This is a genomic window from Streptomyces sp. NPDC050549, assembly GCF_040655035.1.
Taxonomy (GTDB): Bacteria; Actinomycetota; Actinomycetes; order Streptomycetales; family Streptomycetaceae; genus Streptomyces.
The window spans coordinates 210,837-229,113 of the sequence record NZ_JBFAJD010000003.1; the positions used below are offsets into that span (position 1 = coordinate 210,837).

Sequence of the window (18,277 nt, forward strand, 5' to 3'; positions counted from 1 at the left end):
AGGACAGAGCGACTACTGGCCACCCTTCTGAACGAAGGAGCGCACGAAGTCCTCTGCGTTCTCTTCGAGGACGTCATCGATCTCGTCCAGAACCGAGTCGACATCGTCGCTCAGCTTCTCGTGGCGCTCCTTGAGATCGTCGGTCGCCTGCGCTTCCTCGGCCTGCTCTTCGACCTCCTCCGTGGAGCGCGTCGCCTTCTGCTGTCCGCCGCCGGTGTCCTTGGTCGCCATAACCCTCACCCCGCTCGGTTCGACGTTCTTGATCAGACCCTACTTGCAGGGACTGACATCGGCCCCGCAGTTCCTACAACGTACGGCGGCCACCTCGATGATTCCCGGCCACCGGACATTCCACCCTGTCCGGAGCCCCGGATCCGAGGCTCCTGTCAGCCGCCCGACAGAACCCTGACCAGGTCTTCCGCCGTACGACAGCGGTCCAGGAGCTCCTTGACGTGATTACGCGTTCCGCGAAGCGGTTCCAGGGTTGGGACGCGCTGGAGCGAGTCCCGGCCCGGGAGGTCGAAGATCACGGAGTCCCAGGAGGCCGCCGCGACATCGTCGGCGTACTGCTCCAGGCAGCGCCCGCGGAAGTACGCGCGCGTGTCCTCCGGCGGCGTCGTACGCGCCCGCTCGACCGTGTCCTCGTCCAGGAGCCGCTTGATGCGGCCGCGGGCCACCAGACGGTTGTAGAGGCCCTTGTCGGCCCGTACGTCCGCGTACTGGAGGTCGACCAGCTGCAGCCGGGCCGCGTCCCAGTCGAGGCCGTCCCGGCGCCGGTAGCCCTCCATGAGCTCCCGCTTGGCGACCCAGTCCAGTTCGCCGGCCAGGCTCATCGGGTCGTTCTCCAGGCGGTTGAGCGTGTCCTCCCAGCGGGCGAGGACGTCCTTGGTCTGGTCGTCCGCGTCGGAGCCGTAGCGCTCCTCGACGTACTTGCGGGACAGCTCGAAGTACTCCATCTGCAACTGGACCGCGGTGAGTGTCCGGCCGCTGCGGAGGGTGACCAGGCGCTTGAGGGTGGGGTCGTGGGAGACCTGGTGGAGGGTGCGGACCGGCTGGTCCACGGCCAGGTCCACCGCGATGAAGCCGTCCTCGATCATGGAGAGGACCAGGGCCGTGGTACCGAGCTTCAGATACGTCGAGATCTCGGAGAGGTTCGCGTCGCCGATGATCACGTGCAGGCGGCGGTACTTCTCGGCGTCCGCGTGCGGTTCGTCGCGGGTGTTGATGATCGGGCGCTTGAGGGTCGTCTCCAGGCCGACCTCGACCTCGAAGTAGTCGGCGCGCTGGCTGAGCTGGAAGCCGTGCTCGTGCCCGTCCTGACCGATACCCACACGGCCGGCTCCGGTGACGACCTGTCGGGAGACGAAGAAGGGCGTCAGGTGGCGCACGATGTCCGAGAACGGGGTCTCCCGCTTCATCAGATAGTTCTCGTGCGTGCCGTACGAGGCGCCCTTGTTGTCGGTGTTGTTCTTGTAGAGGTGGATCGGCTGGGCGCCCGGGAGTTGGGCCGCGCGCTCGGCGGCCTCCGCCATGATGCGCTCGCCGGCCTTGTCCCACAGAACGGCGTCCATGGGGTTGGTGACTTCGGGGGAGCTGTACTCCGGGTGTGCGTGGTCGACGTAGAGACGCGCGCCGTTGGTGAGGATGACATTGGCGAGGCCGATGTCCTCGTCGGTGAGCTGGGTGGAGTCGGCGGCCTCCCGGGCGAGGTCGAAGCCTCGCGCGTCCCGCAGCGGATTCTCCTCCTCGAAGTCCCAGCGGGCCCGCCGGGCCCGGTGCATCGCCGCCGCGTAGGCGTTGACGATCTGGGACGAGGTGAGCATGGCATTGGCGTTGGGGTGGCCAGGGACGGAGATCCCGTACTCCGTCTCGATGCCCATTACTCGCCGTACGGTCATGCGGCCCTCCTTGCCCGGCGGCGCCCTCGGTCGGGGGCGCCGCTCAAGTACCGCTGGCGCTCCGGTGCGTGTGCGGTGCCCGTCCCCGCACTGCGCGACTCGGCGGTACCGAAGAGCCTAGAACGGCTTTGCGCTGGTGGGGAGATCATTTGCGTCATTGCCTTGCGCGCCCCTTGTCGCGGTCATGGCCTGAAAAACAGTTGGCTGCGGGTACCCCGCCTAGGGCACCCGCAGCCACCCTGCCTTTTACAGGTACTGACCGGTGTTCGCCACCGTGTCGATGGAGCGTCCGGTGTCGGCACCCTGCTTGCCGGTGATGAGCGTACGGATGTAGACGATCCGTTCGCCCTTCTTTCCGGAGATCCGGGCCCAGTCGTCCGGGTTGGTGGTGTTGGGCAGGTCCTCGTTCTCCTTGAACTCGTCCACGCACGCCTGGAGGAGGTGGGAGACGCGGATGCCCTTCTGCTTGTGGTCGAGGAAGTCCTTGATGGCCATCTTCTTGGCCCGGCCCACGATGTTCTCGATCATGGCGCCGGAGTTGAAGTCCTTGAAGTAGAGGACTTCCTTGTCACCGTTGGCGTAGGTGACCTCCAGGAAGCGGTTCTCCTCGGATTCCGTGTACATGTGTTCCACGGCCGTCTGGATCATGCTCTGGACGGTGGTGGTCTTGTCGCCGCTGTGCTCTCCGACGTCGTCGGGGTGGAGCGGTAGGCGCTCGGTGAGGTACTTGCCGAAGATGTCCTTGGCGGCCTCGGCGTCAGGACGTTCGATCTTGATCTTCACGTCCAGGCGGCCGGGGCGCAGGATGGCGGGGTCGATCATGTCCTCGCGGTTCGAGGCGCCGATGACGACCACGTTCTGGAGGCCTTCCACACCGTCGATCTCGGCGAGCAGCTGGGGGACGATGGTGTTCTCCACGTCCGAGCTGACACCGGATCCGCGAGTGCGGAAGAGGGACTCCATCTCGTCGAAGAAGACGATGACGGGAGTGCCCTCGCTGGCCTTCTCACGGGCACGCTGGAAGACGAGGCGGATCTGCCGCTCGGTCTCGCCGACGTACTTGTTCAGGAGCTCGGGGCCCTTGATGTTGAGGAAGAAGCTCTTGCCGGTGGCCTGTCCGGTGACCTCGGCGACCTTTTTGGCCAGCGAGTTGGCGACGGCCTTGGCGATGAGCGTCTTTCCGCATCCGGGAGGCCCGTACAGCAGGACGCCCTTGGGCGGCCGCAGTTCGTGCTCCTTGAAGAGGTCGGGGTAGAGGTACGGCAGTTCGACCGCGTCGCGGATCATCTCGATCTGGCCGCCCAGACCGCCGATCTGCTCGTAGCCGATGTCGGGGACCTCTTCGAGGACGAGCTCCTCGACCTCGCTCTTCGGGACGATTTCGTAGACGTAGCCGGAACGGGGTTCCAGCAGCAGGGCGTCGCCGGGGCGGATGGTGATGTCCAGCAGCGGCTCGGCGAGCCGCACCACCCGCTCCTCGTCGGTGTGCCCCACCACGAGGGCGCGTTCGCCGTCCTCAAGGATCTCCTTGAGGGTGACGATGTCGCCGACGCGCTCGTACTCCATGGCCTCGACCACGTTGAGCGCTTCGTTGAGCATTACTTCCTGGCCGCGGCGGAGCTCTTCGAGTTCCACGCTTGGGCTGACGTTCACCCGGAGTTTGCGACCGCCGGTGAAGATGTCCGCGGTGCCGTCCTCGTTGGCCACGAGGAAGACTCCGAAGCCGGCCGGTGGCTGTGCGAGCCGGTCGACCTCTTCCTTGAGGGCCACGATCTGGTCGCGGGCCTCACGGAGCGTGTTGGCGAGTCGCTCGTTCTGGGCGGACACCCCGGCCAGATTGGTCTGCAGCTCGACGATCCGCTCTTCGAGAATCCTCGTGTGTCGCGGAGAGTCGGCGAGCTTACGTCGCAGGACGGCGATCTCCTGCTCAAGGTAGGCAATCTGCCCGGACGGGTCGTCGGACCCTCGTCCCGGGCGGATGCCGCGGTTCATGTCGTCGTCGTGGGCTGCCACGGTCCTCACCTCCTCCAAGGGGAGCTGGACGCTTCCAGACCCTACCTGGGTGGGTGTCGATTGAAACCCCTAGATCACAAAGACTGTCAAGGTGTGTCGTCGGTCACCCTGCGCTCTCCCTCACGCCGTCTGAATACCCACTCAACGTGATTCAGAAGCCGACTGTTCCAAGGGTGGGTCGGTCAAAATCCTTCATGGGGGACGTGAGTTGCCGTGACGGCGGGTTCGGGGCCCGGCGAAATCCCGCCGGGGCGTCCCCTGACGGAGAGTGTCCGGGCGGACGGTGCCCGTCATGTCGAGGCGTGAAACCAGGGATCTCCAGGAAGTGTCGCCGGGGTGCGCGGAGGTAGGGTCGAAGTGTTCAACACCCGGCGGAAGCAGGAGACATCACCGTGCAGGACGAGGCCGCGGCCGACGGCGAGGCACTGGAGGTCTGGATCGACCAGGACCTCTGTACCGGCGACGGCATCTGCGCCCAGTACGCCCCCGAGGTCTTCGAGCTGGACATCGACGGTCTGGCCTATGTGAAGAGCCCGGACGACGAGCTGCTGCAGGACAAGGGCGCCACCACGCCCGTGCCGCTGCCGCTGCTGGTCGACGTGGTGGACTCCGCCAAGGAGTGTCCCGGCGACTGCATTCATGTGCGCCGGGTCGCGGACCGGGTCGAGGTGTACGGCCCCGACGCGGCCTGAGGACCCTTGGGCCGGCGCGTCAGACGCTCTGGGTGTTGCCCGGCGTGGAGCGGACGAACGCGCCGTTCTTCCACTGCCACTTCGCGCTCTCCTTGACGTCCGGGCAGCAACTGGGCACGTCCTGGGTCGAGTAGCCGAGCATTGTCGCGAGTACGGCGCCGTCACGTACGGCGAACTCGGTGACCGTCTCCCGGGCCTTCGGCGCGATCAGGGTGGCCACCACGCGCGGTTTGCCGGCGTGCGCGGCCTGGGTCAGGACGTAGACGCCGTCGGGCGGGGTGCCCATGCCGGCGTCGCAGTGGACCACGGCGACCGTCTCCGGCCTGCCGTCGCCGTCGAGGTCGCCGGAGGCCCGCTTCTGGACAACGGCCTTCTGGGGACCGCACTGGATGGGGAAGTCGACCCCTGTGGTCGCGGGGGCAGCGGCGGTGGCGGGCTTCGCCTGCGGGCCGGAGGCCTGGGCGGCGCGGGCCGAATCGGGCTGCAGGACCGAGGAGAGCGCCACGACGGCGGCGAGGGCCGTGGCGGTGGCGACCCAGTGGATGGGCCGGGTGTTCGTGTGTGCCAGTTCCAGTTCCGGGACGGCGGAGTGCTGCACTAGGAGTGTCTCCTGTGAGGGCTGTGCCGGTGGGGGTGGCCTGCATGGTGCCACACGTCACAACGCGGGGGAACGGCGGGGTCGACAGTTCGTTCGCGTGATCGCCCGGGAGGGTTCGACCGTGGCGGTACGTCAGAAGAAAGACGCCGTGGCCGAGTTCCGGAGGTCTTCCGGGAACTCGGCCACGGCATTCGTACGTTGAGTGCGGCACAGGGCCGCCAAGGGCGCTGCGAGGAAGCTAGCGGCCGCCTCCGCCGTCTGCGTTCGGGCCGGTGTAATCGTCGCCGTAGGCGCCCTTGGAGGGGCGGCGGCGGCGCATGGGGGGCTCGACGCCGTCCGCGAGGCGGCGGGCGGTGAGGAGGAAGCCGGTGTGCCCGATCATGCGGTGGTCGGGGCGGACGGCCAGGCCCTCGACGTGCCAGTTGCGCAGCATCGTCTCCCAGGCGGTCGGCTCGTTGAAGGAGCCGATCTCGCGGATGGACTCGACGGTCCGCGCGAGCTGGGTGGTGGTCGCGACGTAGCAGCACAGGATGCCGCCGGGCACGAGCGCCTTGGAGACGGCCTCCAGGCACTCCCAGGGGGCGAGCATGTCGAGGATGACTCGGTCGACGTCCGTGTCGGACAGGTTGTCCTGGAGGTCGCCGACGGTGAGCTGCCAGGCGGGGTGCGGGCCGCCGAAGTAGCGCTCCACGTTCTGCTGGGCGATCTCGGCGAAGTCCTCGCGGCGCTCGTAGGAGTGCAGCATGCCCTGGTCGCCGACGGCGCGCAGCAGGAAGCTGCTGAGCGAGCCGGAGCCGACGCCCGCTTCCACGACGCGTGCGCCGGGGAAGATGTCCGCGAAGGACAGGATCTGCCCCGCGTCCTTGGGGTAGACCACGGCGGCGCCGCGGGGCATGGACAGGACGTAGTCGGGGAGCAGGGGGCGCAGCGCGAGGTAGGCGACGTTTCCGGTGGTGCGGACAACGCTGCCCTCGGGTGCGCCGATCAGCTCGTCGTGCGGGAAGGAACCCTTGTGGGTGTGGAAGTTCTTCCCCGCTTCGAGCGTGAACGTGTAGTGGCGGCCCTTGGGGTCGGTCAGCTGAACCTGGTCCCCGACCTTGAAGGGCCCGCGCCTGCGGGCGGCACCGGTCGGTTCGGACATGTGACCAGCCTACCGGCGATTGCGGGGGCCGCCGACCACGCGCGCGTGCCTCAGTTCGGGCGGGCCATGGCCTTCACGAAGGCACGCTCCACGTCGGCCGCGGACAGGACGCCGTAGATCTCGCCGGTCTCCTCGACCACGAGGTATTCGGTGGCCGGGGTCGCGCGGAGGGTGTCGAGGAGGTCCTCGCCGGCCAGTTCCGCGGAGACGCGCATGCCCTCGGTGAGGTCCTGCGCGAGGCCGCTGACGGAGACCCAGGGGCGGCGGTGCTCGGGGACGCCGACGATGGCGGCCTCTCGGACGAGGGAGAGGGGCTGGCCGTCGGCGTCGACGACGACCAGGGCACGGGCGCCGGCCGCGTTGGCGCGGCGCAGGGCCTCGGAGAGGGGGGTGTTGGTCTCGACGGGTACCGCGCGGCGGGTGAGGTTGCGGGCGCGGAGGTCGGGGAGGTGTTCGCGCAGGCGGGCCATACGGAGGCTGTTGCCGGCGCCGGTCCAGATGATCGCGGCGAGGATCGCGGCCAGGAGGGCGTCCGTGACGGTGTCCATGCCGCTGATGTCCTCGGTGTTGGTGCCGAGGGCGCCGGTCTGGGTGAGCAGCGGGAGGCCGATCAGGACGGAAACGGCGAGGGCGCGGCCGACCCAGGCGGCGGCGATCGTGCCGCTCATGGGCCTGCCGGTGATCTTCCAGACGACGGCGCGGAGCATCCGGCCGCCGTCGAGGGGCAGGCCGGGCAGGAGGTTGAAGGCGGCCACGATGAGGTTGGAGACCATCAGGCCGGCCAGCAGGACGCCGGGGACGGTGCCGGGCTCCACGGTCTGCATGGCCAGGTAGAAGATGCCCGAGAGGATCAGCGAGAGCAGGGGGCCGACGAAGGCCAGCACGAATTCCCTGCCGGGGGTCTCGGCCTCCTTCTCGATCTCGGAGACGCCGCCGAAGAACTGCAACTGGATGCGGCGGACGGGGAGTTTGAAGCGGAGGGCGGCGACGGTGTGGGCGAGCTCGTGCACCAGGACGGAGCCGTAGAAGGCGACCGCGAAGAAGAGGGCCACGAGGTAGCGGGCGGCGCCGAGTTCGGGCAGCACGCGGTCCAGCTGGCCGCCGAACACCCAGGTGATGAGGGCCGCGACGAGGAACCAGCTGGGTGCCACGTAGACGGGCACCCCGAAGGGCCGCCCCATCAGCAGGCCCCCACCGGGCTCCTTGGGGCGCTGCGGGGGACGTCCCTTGGGCATGGCCGGGCGGGCGTCGGAGGGCGTGGGAGCGTCCGGCTCCGTGTGGTGGGCGTGGGAGCGGTCGGGGGCCCGGTCGCTGGAGGGCTGGTGGACGTGAGCGGTGCCGTAGGGGGTGGTGGCCTTGTCGGGGGTGCCGGTCACGGTGTCCGTCTCGGCGTGTGGGGTGGGGCCGGTGGACGGTGTGCCGGATGCCGGCGCCGCCGGGTCGGCGTTGGTGGCGGACTCCGTGCCCGTTTCAGACGCCGGTACGGCCTCGTGCGGGGCGGAGGAGCCCGGGGACGGGGTGCCCGATCCCGGGGCCGACAGGCCGTCCTGCGGGGCGGGACTGGTGGACGGCGTGCCGGAGACCCCCGCCGGCGTGCCGTCGGGCGGAGTGGAGCCGCCGGACTGCGCGCCCGATGACGGGGCCGACGAGCCGTCGTGCGGGGCGGAGTCGGTGGACAGTGAGGAGGTGGGGCCGACAGTCGGCGTGCCCGATCCCGGCGCCGAGAGGCCGTCCTGCGGCGCGGTGCCGGTCGGCGGCGGGCCGTCGCTCGCGGTGGGCACGGACGGCGGTTCCGGGTCGTCGCGGTCCGTCGGTGTCGTCCCGGACGGACTCGGCGTCTCCGAGTGGTCGAGGGTGTCCGGCTCGGGTGGCGTGGCCGGCTTTGTGCGGTTCTTGGACGACGTGTCGGGGTCCTCGACGTGCCGGGTGGGCCTCTCGGCGCCGTTGCGGGGGGTGTCGTCGTGTTTCGGTTCGGGGGTGCCGGGATCGGCGGCCGGGGTCGTGGCGCCCGTGGCGTGTTCGGTCGGCTCGTCGTTGCCGGACCGCGGCTGTGCGCTGCCGCCGCTCTCGTCCACGGTGTCCCCTCGTTCGAAGCGTCCTCCGCGCCAGCCGGGCGGAGGGGTCTCGGGTCGATGGTATGCGGCGGTCGCGGCGCGTTCCGCCCCGGCACCCCCCGTGTTTCCCCGGCTGTCGCGGGCGCGTCGGCCGGGGCCGGGTCACTGTCAGTGGCGGGCCGTAAGGTCTGTGGGCATGGAGACGAGTGCGAAGGGCGTCGCGGGGACAGTCGGCGACGAGGGCACGGCGGCTGAGCCGGGAGCGGAAGCGACAGTGGAGACGGGGACGGTGGGCGTGGTCGAGCGTGTGGCCATAGCGCCCGCCTCGCTGTCCCCCTCGCGTGCCAGCGACTTCATGCAGTGCCCGTTGCTGTACAGGTTCCGGGTGATCGACCGGCTGCCGGAGAAGCCCAGCGAGGCGGCGACTCGCGGGACTCTGGTGCACTCGGTCCTTGAGCGGCTCTTCGACGCGCCGGCCGCCGAGCGTACGGCGCCGCGCGCGAAGTCGCTGATTCCAGGACAGTGGGACCGGTTGCGGGAGACCCGGCCGGAGGTCGTGGAGCTGTTCGCCGACGATCCGGAGGGCGAGCGGTTGGCACACTGGCTCGGGGAGGCGGAGCGGCTGGTGGAGCGCTGGTTCTCCCTTGAGGATCCGACGCGGCTGGAGCCCGCCGAGCGCGAGATGTTCGTCGAGGCCGAGCTGGACTCGGGGCTGAAGCTGCGCGGGATCATCGACCGGGTCGACGTGGCGCCCACGGGTGATGTGCGGATCGTCGACTACAAGACGGGCAAGGCGCCTCGGCCTGAGTACGCCGAGGGCGCGCTGTTCCAGATGAAGTTCTACGCACTGGTGGTCTGGCGGCTGAAGCAGGTCGTTCCGCGGCGGCTCCAGCTGGTGTACCTGGGCAGCGGGGACGTGCTGACGTACGACCCCGTCCTCGCGGATCTGGAGCGGGTGGAGCGCAAGCTGCTGGCGCTCTGGGAGGCGATCCGGCTGGCCACGGAGACGGGCGAGTGGCTGCCGCGGCCGACCAAGCTGTGCGGCTGGTGCGACCACCGGGCGGTGTGTCCGGAGTTCGGCGGCACTCCCCCGCCGTATCCGCTGCCGGTGGTGCGGGTGGCCGACGGCGGTTCGGCCGAAGGCACGGCGGCGGACGGTGACTCCGCCGGGGGCTAGGGGCAGCCGACGGTGTTCAGCCGGGCGGCACCGCGGCCCGGTGGCACTGCGGCCGACGCCATTTCAGCCGACGGCCCGGCGACGCCGACGCCACCGGCGGCCAGCGGCCCGGCTTCTGCCGGTCGGACGGGCCGGGCCGGGCCGGCCCGTCGAGCAGGTCATGCCCGTAGGGCGGGTCAGGTCGATCGGGCCCGGCAGGCACGTCAGGCCGCCGGACCAGTCGAGGCGGTCAGGTCGTCGAGGCGGTCAGCCCGGTCGGGTAGTCACCTGGCGCGCAGGGCAGAATGGGCCCGGGCTAGCGAAGGAGACTCACGTGGCCATCCGCGTCCTACTTGTCGACGACCAACCGCTGCTGCGCACCGGGTTCCGGATGATTCTGGAGGCCGAGCAGGATCTCGCGGTCGTCGGCGAGGCCGGTGACGGTCTGCAGGCGCTCGACCAGGTGCGGGCTCTGCAGCCCGATGTCGTGCTGATGGACATCCGTATGCCGCGGATGGACGGGGTGGAGGCGACCCGGCAGATCACCGGTCCCGGGCGGGACGGCCCGGCGAAGGTGCTGGTGCTGACCACCTTCGATCTCGACGAGTACGTGGTGGAGGCATTGCGGGCCGGTGCCAGTGGCTTCCTGCTGAAGGACGCGCCGGCGAACGAACTGGTGCAGGCGATCCGGGTGGTGGCGGCCGGCGAGGCCATGCTCGCGCCGAGCATCACGCGGCGGCTGCTCGACAAGTACGCCGGTCATCTGCCGTCCGGCGACGAGCCGGTGCCGGACGCCCTGCACACGCTGACCGAGCGTGAGGTCGAGGTGCTGAAGCTGGTGGCGCGCGGGCTGTCGAACGCGGAGATCGCCGCCGATCTGTTCGTCAGCGAGACCACCGTCAAGACGCATGTGGGGCACGTCCTCACCAAGTTGGGCCTGCGCGACCGGGTACAGGCGGCGGTGTACGCGTACGAGAGCGGGCTGGTGCGCCCCGGCGCTCAGTAGGGGCAGTTACGTGTGGAGAGGGCGCCCCTTCCTGACAGGGGCGCCCTCTCCGTGTCTGCGGGGCGAATTCAGCTCGTGCCGAGTTCCCGGAAGCGGGACACTGTCGACTCTTCGAGGACACGGTGCCGCATCCCGTCGACAGGCCGGTGGCCAGTCCCGCCGCGATGGGGCAGGACTGGCCACTGGTCGAGCTTGCTCACTGCATGTGTCCTGCTGTTGTCAACCGGTCACACGCCGCGGCCGAGCTCCCACAGCTGGAGGGTCGAGGAGGAGTTGAGCACGTACGCGGTGCCCGTGATGTCGTCGCGGGCGGCGACGTACTGCTTGCCCTGCCAGAGCGGGATCAGCGGGACGTCCGAGGCGACGATGTCCTGGATGGTGGTGAGGCTCTTGGCGGCGGCGAGCCGGTCCGCCTCGCGACGGGACTCCGGGATCAGCGTCTTGATGATCTCGGGGTTGCTGTACGGCAGCTTGAGGAAGTTGTCCGTGTCGAGGAACGGCGCGAGGTAGTTGTCGGCGTCGGGGAAGTCGGGGAACCAGCCCATGCCCCAGACGTCGTACGAGCCCTTCCGCTCGGCCGGGACGAACGTCGACCAGGGCTCGCCCTTGATGGTGACGTCGAACAGGCCGCTGTTGTTGAGCTGCGTCCGCAACTGCTCGAACTCGTCCTTGGTGGCCGAGCCGTAGTGGTCTGTCGTGTAGTGCAGCGTGAGCTTCACCGGGGTGGTGATGTTGGCCTTGGTCAGCAGGGACTTGGCCTTGGTGGCGCTCGGGTTGCCGTACTTGTTGAAGAACGAGTTCGAGTGGCCGGTGATGGTCGCGGGGACCATCGAGTAGAGCGGCTCGGCCTCGGTGCCGTAGACCTTGGAGACGAGTTCGCCGCGGTCGATGAGCTGGGCCATCGCCTCGCGCACGGCCTTCGTCTTCACGGTGGCGGCGTCGGTGTTGAAGGCCAGGTAGCGGATTTCGAGACCGGGCATCTCGACGAGGTCGATGTCGCCGTTCGAGTCGTCGCCGAGCTTCTGGATCTGTTCCGGCGACATGGTGCGCGTCATCACGTCGATGTCGCCCTTGCTCAGCGCGGTGCCCATGGAGGTGGCGTCCGAGAAGGAGCGCATCTCGACCTTGCTGTTGTTCACCTGCAGAGTCCCCTTGTAATTGGGGTTCTTGGTGAACGTGGCCGTGGTGATCGCGTCGTCCTTCTGGGCGACCGAGAGCGTGTACGGGCCGGAGCCGTCCACGCCGAAGCCGTCGCGCAGCTTGTCCTTCTGGTAGTCGTCGGGGTTCACGATGCCCGCGACCGGGGTGGACAGCTTGTACGGGAAGGTGGCGTCGGCCGACTTCAGGTGGAAGATGACCTCGCGGTCGCCCTGGGTCTCGACGGTGTCGACGGTCGACAGCAGGGCGAACACACCACTGTCGGCCTTGATGCGCATCGCGCGGTCGATGGAGTACTTCACATCGGCCGCGGTGATCTTGTCGCCGTTGGCGAACTTCAGACCCTCGCGCAGGGTGCAGGCGTAGCGCTCGCTGCCGGTGTCGGTGAAGCCGCACTTCTCGGCGGCCTCGGGGACCGGGTCGCCCTCGCCCTTGGGCTGGATCATCAGGGTCTGCACGGTCTGGCGCAGGATGTTCCAGGTGCCGACGTCGTAGGCGTAGGCGGGGTCGAGCGGCGCCGGAGCGTCCTTCGTCGCCTCGAACCGGTCCGTGGTGCCGACGACTATCGCTCCGTCGCCGGAACTACCGCTGCCGGAACCGCCACAGGCGGCGAGCACCGGCGCGAGCAGGCCGACGACGGCCGGCAGCACCAAAGTCTTGCGGTTCATGCTCGAGTTTCTCCAGAGCTGTTCGATTCCGTGTACCCGGCATGCATAGGGTGGTGACGCCGATCACGGGGGCAAGGGCGATGTTCTCGCGTTGAGATTAGTCCGGACCCGCACACGGGTTCGCGGCCACCGTAGTTGAGTTCTCATCACGCTGCGGAACCGGCCGTGGACAGACCGGAAACCTGCCGAGGGAAGGATTAGTGCAGCGTTTCACCAATCGGGACACAACGGTGCGTGATCGGCCGCAGAAATGGGGTGAACAGCACAGGACGGCGGCTATGTCGACTCCCGTGCACGTGGGGAACCTCACACCGTCAACTCGGTTGGAGAGCACCGGAATTCGACCGGTCGACCGAGTGGGAATTCCTTTCCCATTGGACTTTGCACGCTCGGTGAACGGCTGACGCATTTCCGTCATCGACCGATCATCAGTCCCCGCAGAAATGCCAGGTCGACGGCTTCCAGCGAGGTCACGACGGTACGCCGGGCGGCCGGGGCGATGGGCTGCACGGACGGCACGGCCACCACCAGACAGCCCGCCGCCTCCGCCGCCGCGACCCCGGTCGCGGTGTCCTCCACGACCGCGCAGCGGGCCGGGTCGACGCCCAGGCGGGCGGCGGCGAACAGATACGGGTCGGGGTACGGCTTGGTGCGAGCCACCTCGTCGCCGGCGACCGTCAGCGCGAAGTGCTGGGGGCCGAGCGCGGTCAGGACGCGGTCGATGATGCGCCGGTGCGAGGCGGAGACCAGGGCGGTGGGGATCTCGTACTCGGAGAGCTCGGCGAGCAGTCTGGCGGCGCCCGGCATCAGCGGCAGGGCCCGCCCGATGCGGTCCTCGAAGCCCGCGTTGAGCAGCACGGACAGTTCGGCGAGGGTGATGTCGGCGCCCGTGGCCTCGATCAGGAAGCCGGCGCTGCGGGTCATGGGGCCGCCGACCACGACATGGCGCCAGGAGTCGTCGAGGGCGTGTCCGAGGGCGGCGAAGACCTCGACCTCGACGTCCCACCAGAAACCCTCGGTGTCCACCAGGGTGCCGTCCATGTCGAGGAGAACAGCCTGAAGCGCGGAGCCTTCGGCCGTACGGGTTCCGAGCGCGGGGACCGTGCTGGTCATCCTGGCGCACCTCCTTGAGGGACGATCAGGCCGGCCACCCCTGATACCAACAAGGGCGACCGGCCTGCGGTGGACCGACCAGTGTACGACTTATCCGATCAACGTGCGTTGAAGTACTTCGCCTCGGGGTGGTGGATGACGATCGCGTCCGTGGACTGCTCCGGGTGGAGCTGGAACTCCTCCGACAGGTGGACGCCGATGCGCTCGGGCTCCAGCAGGTCGGCGATCTTCGCGCGGTCCTCCAGGTCGGGGCAGGCGCCGTAGCCGAGGGAGAAGCGGGCGCCCCGGTACTTGAGGGCGAACATGTCCTCGACGTCGGCGGGGTCCTCGCCGGCGAAGCCCAGCTCGGAACGCACGCGCGCGTGCCAGTACTCGGCGAGCGCCTCGGCCAGCTGGACGGACAGGCCGTGCAGTTCGAGGTAGTCGCGGTAGGAGTTGGACTCGAAGAGCTTGGCGGTCTCCTCGCCGATGCGGTTGCCGACGGTGACGATCTGGAAGCCGACGACGTCGGTCTCGCCGGACTCCTCGGGCCGGAAGAAGTCGGCCAGGCAGAGGCGGCGGCCGCGGCGCTGGCGCGGGAAGGTGAAACGGGTCCGTTCGTTGCCCTCGTCGTCCAGGATGATCAGGTCGTCGTCCTTGGACACACAGGGGAAGTAGCCGTAGACGACGGCCGCTTCGAGGAGGTTGTCGGTCTGGAGCCGGTCCAGGAGGCCGCGCAGCCGGGGGCGGCCCTCGGTCTCCACCAGCTCCTCGTACGACGGTCCCTCGCCCGTACGGGCCTGCTTGAGGCCCCACTGGCCCTTGAAGAGGGCGCCCTCGTCCAGCCAGGAGGCATACTCCTTGAGCTGGATGCCCTTGATGACCCGGGTGCCGCGGAACGGCGGGGTGGGGATCGGGTTGTCGACGGCGACGTCGGAGCGGACATGACCCTCCTCGGGGCGCTCCTCGACCTCCACGGGGGCGCTCGCCCGCACCCTGCGCTGCTTGAGCTCGGGCAGCTTCGCGCCGGGCACGCCCCGCTTGACGCCGATCAGGGCGTCCATCAGGCGCAGGCCCTCGAACGCGTCGCGGGCGTAGCGGACCTCGCCCTCGTAGATCTCGTGCAGGTCCTGCTCGACGTAGGCCCTGGTCAGGGCAGCGCCGCCGAGGATGACCGGGTAGTCGGCGGCCATCTTGCGCTGGTTGAGCTCCTGGAGGTTCTCTTTCATGATCACCGTGGACTTGACCAGGAGGCCCGACATGCCGATGACGTCGGCGCGGTGTTCCTCGGCGGCTTCCAGGATCGCGGAGACCGGCTGCTTGATGCCGAGGTTGACGACGTTGTAGCCGTTGTTGGACAGGATGATGTCGACGAGGTTCTTGCCGATGTCGTGAACGTCGCCGCGCACGGTGGCGAGCACGATGGTGCCCTTGCCCTCGGCGTCCGACTTCTCCATGTGCGGTTCGAGATAGGCGACCGCGGTCTTCATGACCTCGGCGGACTGGAGCACGAACGGCAGCTGCATCTGGCCGGAGCCGAACAGCTCGCCGACGACCTTCATACCGTCCAGGAGCGTCTCGTTGACGATGTCCAGGGCGGGGCGGGTCTGCAACGCCTCGGCGAGGTCGGCCTCCAGGCCGTTCTTCTCGCCGTCGATGATCCGGCGCTTGAGCCTCTCGTCCAGCGGGAGGGCGGCCAGCTCCTCGGCGCGGCCCGCCGTACGGGACTTGGTGGTGGCGCCCTCGAAGAGGGCCATCAGCTTCTGGAGCGGGTCGTAGCCCTCGGCGCGACGGTCGTGGATCAGGTCGAGGGCCGTCTGCACCTCCTCCTCGGTGAAGCGGGCGATCGGGAGGATCTTCGAGGCGTGCACGATCGCCGAGTCGAGGCCCGCCTTGACGCACTCGTCGAGGAAGACGGAGTTGAGCAGCACGCGGGCGGCCGGGTTGAGGCCGAAGGAGATGTTGGAGAGGCCGAGCGTGGTCTGGACGTCCGGGTGACGGCTCTTGAGCCGGCGGATCGCCTCGATGGTGGCGATGCCGTCGCCGCGGGACTCCTCCTGGCCGGTGCAGATGGTGAAGGTCAGGGTGTCGATGAGGATGTCCGACTCGTGGATGCCCCAGTTCGTCGTGAGGTCCTCGATGAGCCGCTCGGCGATGGCGACCTTGTGCTCCGGGGTGCGGGCCTGGCCCTCCTCGTCGATGGTCAGCGCGATGAGCGCGGCGCCGTGTTCCTGCGCCAGCTTGGTGACCTTCGCGAAGCGGGACTCGGGGCCGTCGCCGTCCTCGTAGTTGACGGAGTTGATGACCGCGCGGCCACCGAGCTTCTCCAACCCGGCCCGGATGACGGCGACTTCGGTGGAGTCGAGGACGATCGGGAGCGTGGAGGCGGTGGCGAAGCGGCCGGCCAGTTCCTCCATGTCGGCGACGCCGTCGCGGCCGACGTAGTCCACGCAGAGGTCCAGCATGTGGGCGCCCTCGCGGATCTGGTCGCGGGCCATCTCCACACAGTCGTCCCAGCGGGCCTCCAGCATGGCCTCGCGGAACTTCTTCGAGCCGTTGGCGTTGGTGCGCTCGCCGATCGCCATGTAGGCGGTGTCCTGGCGGAACGAGACCGTCTGGTAGAGGGAGGCCGCCCCGGGCTCGGGCTGCGGGTGGCGCTCGGTGGGGGTGGTCTCACGGACCCGCTCGACGAGCCGGCGCAGGTGCTCGGGGGTGGTGCCGCAGCAGCCTCCGACCAGGTTCAGGCCGTAGTCGCGCACGAAGTGCTCCTGCGCGTCCGCCAGGCCCTCGGGGTCGAGCGGGAAGTGGGCGCCGTCCTTGGTGAGGATGGGCAGGCCCGCGTTCGGCATGCACAGCAGCGGGGTGCGGGAGTGGCGGGCGAGATAGCGCAGGTGCTCGCTCATCTCGGCCGGGCCCGTCGAGCAGTTCAGGCCGATCATGTCGATGCCGAGCGGTTCCAGCGCGGTGAGCGCGGCGCCGATCTCGGAGCCCAGCAGCATGGTGCCGGTGGTCTCGAAGGCCATGGAGACCAGCAGGGGTACGTCGACTCCGGTCGCCTCCATGGCGCGGCGGGCGCCCAGGATCGACGACTTGGTCTGGAGGAGGTCCTGGGTGGTCTCCACGATCAGGGCGTCGGCGCCACCGGCGAGCAGGCCCTCGGCGTTGGCCTGGAAGCCGTCGCGGAGGGTGGCGTAGCCGATGTGGCCGAGGGTGGGCAGCTTGGTGCCGGGGCCGATGGAGCCGAGAACCCAGCGGCGGCGGCCGTCGCGGGCTGCGAAGTCGTCGGCGGTCTCACGGGCGATGCGGGCGCCTGCCTCGGAGAGTTCGTAGACGCGGTCGGCGATGTCGTACTCGGCCATCGCGGAGTGGTTGGCGCCGAAGGTGTTCGTCTCGACGCAGTCGACGCCCGCGCCGAAGTACGCCTCGTGGACCGAGCGGACGATGTCCGGGCGGGTGATGTTGAGGATCTCGTTGCAGCCTTCGAGGTTCTCGAAGTCGTCGAGAGTGGGCTCCTGCGCCTGGAGCATGGTGCCCATTGCTCCGTCGGCGACCACCACGCGGGTGGCGAGTGCCTCTCGGAGCTCGGACACACGGGTCCGGCTGTCGGCAGAAGGGGTCAGTGGCGACGAGGCCATGAAGGGGCTCCCTGGAGTGCGACGGCTGTCGGCTTTGCGGCTTCCCTGGGAACCTCTCACGGAACTCCCCGGGGAGCTTGCACGCCGCCAGGGTAACGGGGTCGGGCAGGAGAATGCTCGACGGTCCATGGGGCGGACCGGGGTGACGGGCGGATCAACCCCGTCTAGGTTCTCTCGACCAGTGGCGTAACAGGTGTCGACCAACCATTGGCGGGAGGTCGGCATGGACCGGTAGTGTTCGACATTGCCGAACGGTGGCGGCAGCGCCGCACATCGGCGGTCGAACGGGACGGAGGCAGTACGGCGATGGCACGGAACATCCAGTCGCTCGAACGGGCGGCCGCGATGCTGCGCCTGCTCGCGGGCGGCGAGCGACGGCTCGGCCTCTCGGACATCGCCTCGTCGCTCGGTCTGGCCAAGGGCACCGCCCACGGCATCCTGCGCACCCTCCAGCAGGAGGGCTTCGTCGAGCAGGACGACGCCTCCGGGCGCTACCAGCTGGGCGCGGAACTGCTGCGCCTGGGCACCACCTATCTCGACGTGCACGAGCTACGCGCGCGTGCCCTGGTGTGGACGGACGACCTGGCCCGTTCCAGCGGCGAGAGCGTGCACCTGGGCGTCCTGCACCAGCAGGGCGTCCTGATCGTGCACCACGTCTTCCGGCCCGACGACAGCCGGCAGGTCCTGGAGATCGGCGCCATGCAGCCGCTGCACTCGACGGCCCTGGGCAAGGTGCTGTCGGCCTACGACCCGGTCGCGCACAGCGAGGTCCTGGAGGCCGACCGCAAGCCCTTCACCGAGCGCACGGTGTCCGAGCTGGCCGACTTCGAGCAGGTCCTGGACGTCACGCGCGCGCGTGGGTACGCGGCCGACGTCGAGGAGACCTGGGAGGGCGTCGCGTCCATCGCCGCGCCCATCCACGACCGGCGGCGCATGCCGGTCGGCGCGGTCGGCATCACGGGCGCCGTGGAGCGGCTGTGCCGGCCCGACGAGGACGGCGCGCTGCGGCCCGAGCTGATCGCCGCGGTACGGGACTGCGCCCGCGCGGTGTCGCGGGACCTGGGCGCCGGGCGGTTCTGACCTCACCGGATTCACAGCGGGAACTCACCGGAACGTCATGCGGACGTTCCGGTATCAGTCGTACCGTGGATGACAAAGTCGGCCAA

General features: G+C 69.3%; 13 protein-coding genes. 4 read left to right on the top strand and 9 right to left on the bottom strand.

Features of this window, described 5'->3' with window-relative positions:
* Positions 1–12: 12 nt before the first annotated feature.
* The 3 genes from AB0I51_RS07065 to arc form a co-directional block, all read right to left on the bottom strand.
* On the bottom strand, positions 13–231 hold the full coding sequence (locus AB0I51_RS07065; RefSeq protein WP_019066113.1) for a ubiquitin-like protein Pup: 219 nt from the start codon (positions 229–231) through the stop codon (positions 13–15).
* A gap of 155 nt (positions 232–386) precedes the next feature.
* Positions 387–1,898: a depupylase/deamidase Dop gene (gene dop / locus AB0I51_RS07070; RefSeq protein WP_078532319.1), complete on the bottom strand. Its 1,512-nt coding sequence runs from the start codon at positions 1,896–1,898 to the stop codon at positions 387–389.
* 246 nt (positions 1,899–2,144) lie between these two features.
* Positions 2,145–3,911 carry a proteasome ATPase gene (gene arc, locus AB0I51_RS07075; protein WP_362972247.1) on the bottom strand — a complete coding sequence of 589 codons (1,767 nt, stop codon included), beginning with the start codon at positions 3,909–3,911 and terminating at the stop codon, positions 2,145–2,147.
* A gap of 386 nt (positions 3,912–4,297) precedes the next feature.
* Between arc and AB0I51_RS07080 the strand changes: the two genes are divergently transcribed.
* Positions 4,298–4,603: a ferredoxin gene (locus AB0I51_RS07080; RefSeq protein WP_043682010.1), complete on the top strand. Its 306-nt coding sequence runs from the start codon at positions 4,298–4,300 to the stop codon at positions 4,601–4,603.
* Between the two features lie 19 nt (positions 4,604–4,622).
* Here AB0I51_RS07080 and AB0I51_RS07085 read toward each other — a convergent pair whose 3' ends face one another.
* The 3 genes from AB0I51_RS07085 to AB0I51_RS07095 all read right to left on the bottom strand — a co-directional run bounded on the left by AB0I51_RS07085 (position 4,623) and on the right by AB0I51_RS07095 (position 8,417).
* The gene (locus tag AB0I51_RS07085) at positions 4,623–5,201 is read right to left on the bottom strand and encodes a hypothetical protein (RefSeq protein ID WP_362972249.1); all 579 of its coding nucleotides are present in this window, start codon (positions 5,199–5,201) and stop codon (positions 4,623–4,625) included.
* Positions 5,202–5,439: 238 nt separating this feature from the next.
* Positions 5,440–6,342 (bottom strand): tRNA (adenine-N1)-methyltransferase, encoded by a 903-nt coding sequence (locus tag AB0I51_RS07090; protein WP_201049782.1) that lies wholly within the window; start codon positions 6,340–6,342, stop codon positions 5,440–5,442.
* 50 nt (positions 6,343–6,392) lie between these two features.
* Positions 6,393–8,417 carry a site-2 protease family protein gene (locus AB0I51_RS07095; protein ID WP_362972251.1) on the bottom strand — a complete coding sequence of 675 codons (2,025 nt, stop codon included), beginning with the start codon at positions 8,415–8,417 and terminating at the stop codon, positions 6,393–6,395.
* A 175-nt stretch (positions 8,418–8,592) separates the two neighbouring features.
* Between AB0I51_RS07095 and AB0I51_RS07100 the strand changes: the two genes are divergently transcribed.
* Together AB0I51_RS07100 and AB0I51_RS07105 are read left to right on the top strand one after the other, a co-directional pair.
* Complete coding sequence (locus AB0I51_RS07100; RefSeq protein WP_362972253.1) at positions 8,593–9,573, top strand: PD-(D/E)XK nuclease family protein; 981 nt, start codon at positions 8,593–8,595, stop codon at positions 9,571–9,573.
* Between the two features lie 313 nt (positions 9,574–9,886).
* Positions 9,887–10,558 carry a response regulator transcription factor gene (locus tag AB0I51_RS07105; RefSeq protein ID WP_019066105.1) on the top strand — a complete coding sequence of 224 codons (672 nt, stop codon included), beginning with the start codon at positions 9,887–9,889 and terminating at the stop codon, positions 10,556–10,558.
* Positions 10,559–10,785: 227 nt separating this feature from the next.
* Here AB0I51_RS07105 and AB0I51_RS07110 read toward each other — a convergent pair whose 3' ends face one another.
* The 3 genes from AB0I51_RS07110 to metH all read right to left on the bottom strand — a co-directional run bounded on the left by AB0I51_RS07110 (position 10,786) and on the right by metH (position 17,111).
* Entirely contained in the window at positions 10,786–12,384 is a 1,599-nt protein-coding gene (locus AB0I51_RS07110; protein WP_362972255.1) for an ABC transporter substrate-binding protein, read from the bottom strand.
* A 414-nt stretch (positions 12,385–12,798) separates the two neighbouring features.
* Positions 12,799–13,497, bottom strand: coding sequence for an HAD family phosphatase (locus AB0I51_RS07115; protein ID WP_362972257.1), 699 nt, complete (start codon positions 13,495–13,497; stop codon positions 12,799–12,801).
* Positions 13,498–13,595: 98 nt separating this feature from the next.
* Positions 13,596–17,111 carry a methionine synthase gene (metH, locus tag AB0I51_RS07120; protein WP_362972259.1) on the bottom strand — a complete coding sequence of 1,172 codons (3,516 nt, stop codon included), beginning with the start codon at positions 17,109–17,111 and terminating at the stop codon, positions 13,596–13,598.
* A gap of 306 nt (positions 17,112–17,417) precedes the next feature.
* Between metH and AB0I51_RS07125 the strand changes: the two genes are divergently transcribed.
* A complete protein-coding gene (locus tag AB0I51_RS07125) occupies positions 17,418–18,191 on the top strand; it encodes an IclR family transcriptional regulator (protein WP_362972261.1) in 774 nt (257 codons plus the stop codon).
* The last annotated feature ends 86 nt before the right edge of the window (positions 18,192–18,277 follow it).

What these genes read in the sequence shown, in the direction of transcription:
- AB0I51_RS07125 (WP_362972261.1), top strand. Translation starts at nt 17,418, where the DNA reads ATGGCACGGAACATCCAGTCGCTCGAACGGGCGGCCGCGATGCTGCGC.
- AB0I51_RS07100 (WP_362972253.1), top strand. Translation starts at nt 8,593, where the DNA reads ATGGAGACGAGTGCGAAGGGCGTCGCGGGGACAGTCGGCGACGAGGGC.
- AB0I51_RS07110 (WP_362972255.1), bottom strand. Translation starts at nt 12,384, where the DNA reads ATGAACCGCAAGACTTTGGTGCTGCCGGCCGTCGTCGGCCTGCTCGCG.
- AB0I51_RS07115 (WP_362972257.1), bottom strand. Translation starts at nt 13,497, where the DNA reads ATGACCAGCACGGTCCCCGCGCTCGGAACCCGTACGGCCGAAGGCTCC.
- AB0I51_RS07090 (WP_201049782.1), bottom strand. Translation starts at nt 6,342, where the DNA reads ATGTCCGAACCGACCGGTGCCGCCCGCAGGCGCGGGCCCTTCAAGGTC.
- dop (WP_078532319.1), bottom strand. Translation starts at nt 1,898, where the DNA reads ATGACCGTACGGCGAGTAATGGGCATCGAGACGGAGTACGGGATCTCC.
- metH (WP_362972259.1), bottom strand. Translation starts at nt 17,111, where the DNA reads ATGGCCTCGTCGCCACTGACCCCTTCTGCCGACAGCCGGACCCGTGTG.
- AB0I51_RS07065 (WP_019066113.1), bottom strand. Translation starts at nt 231, where the DNA reads ATGGCGACCAAGGACACCGGCGGCGGACAGCAGAAGGCGACGCGCTCC.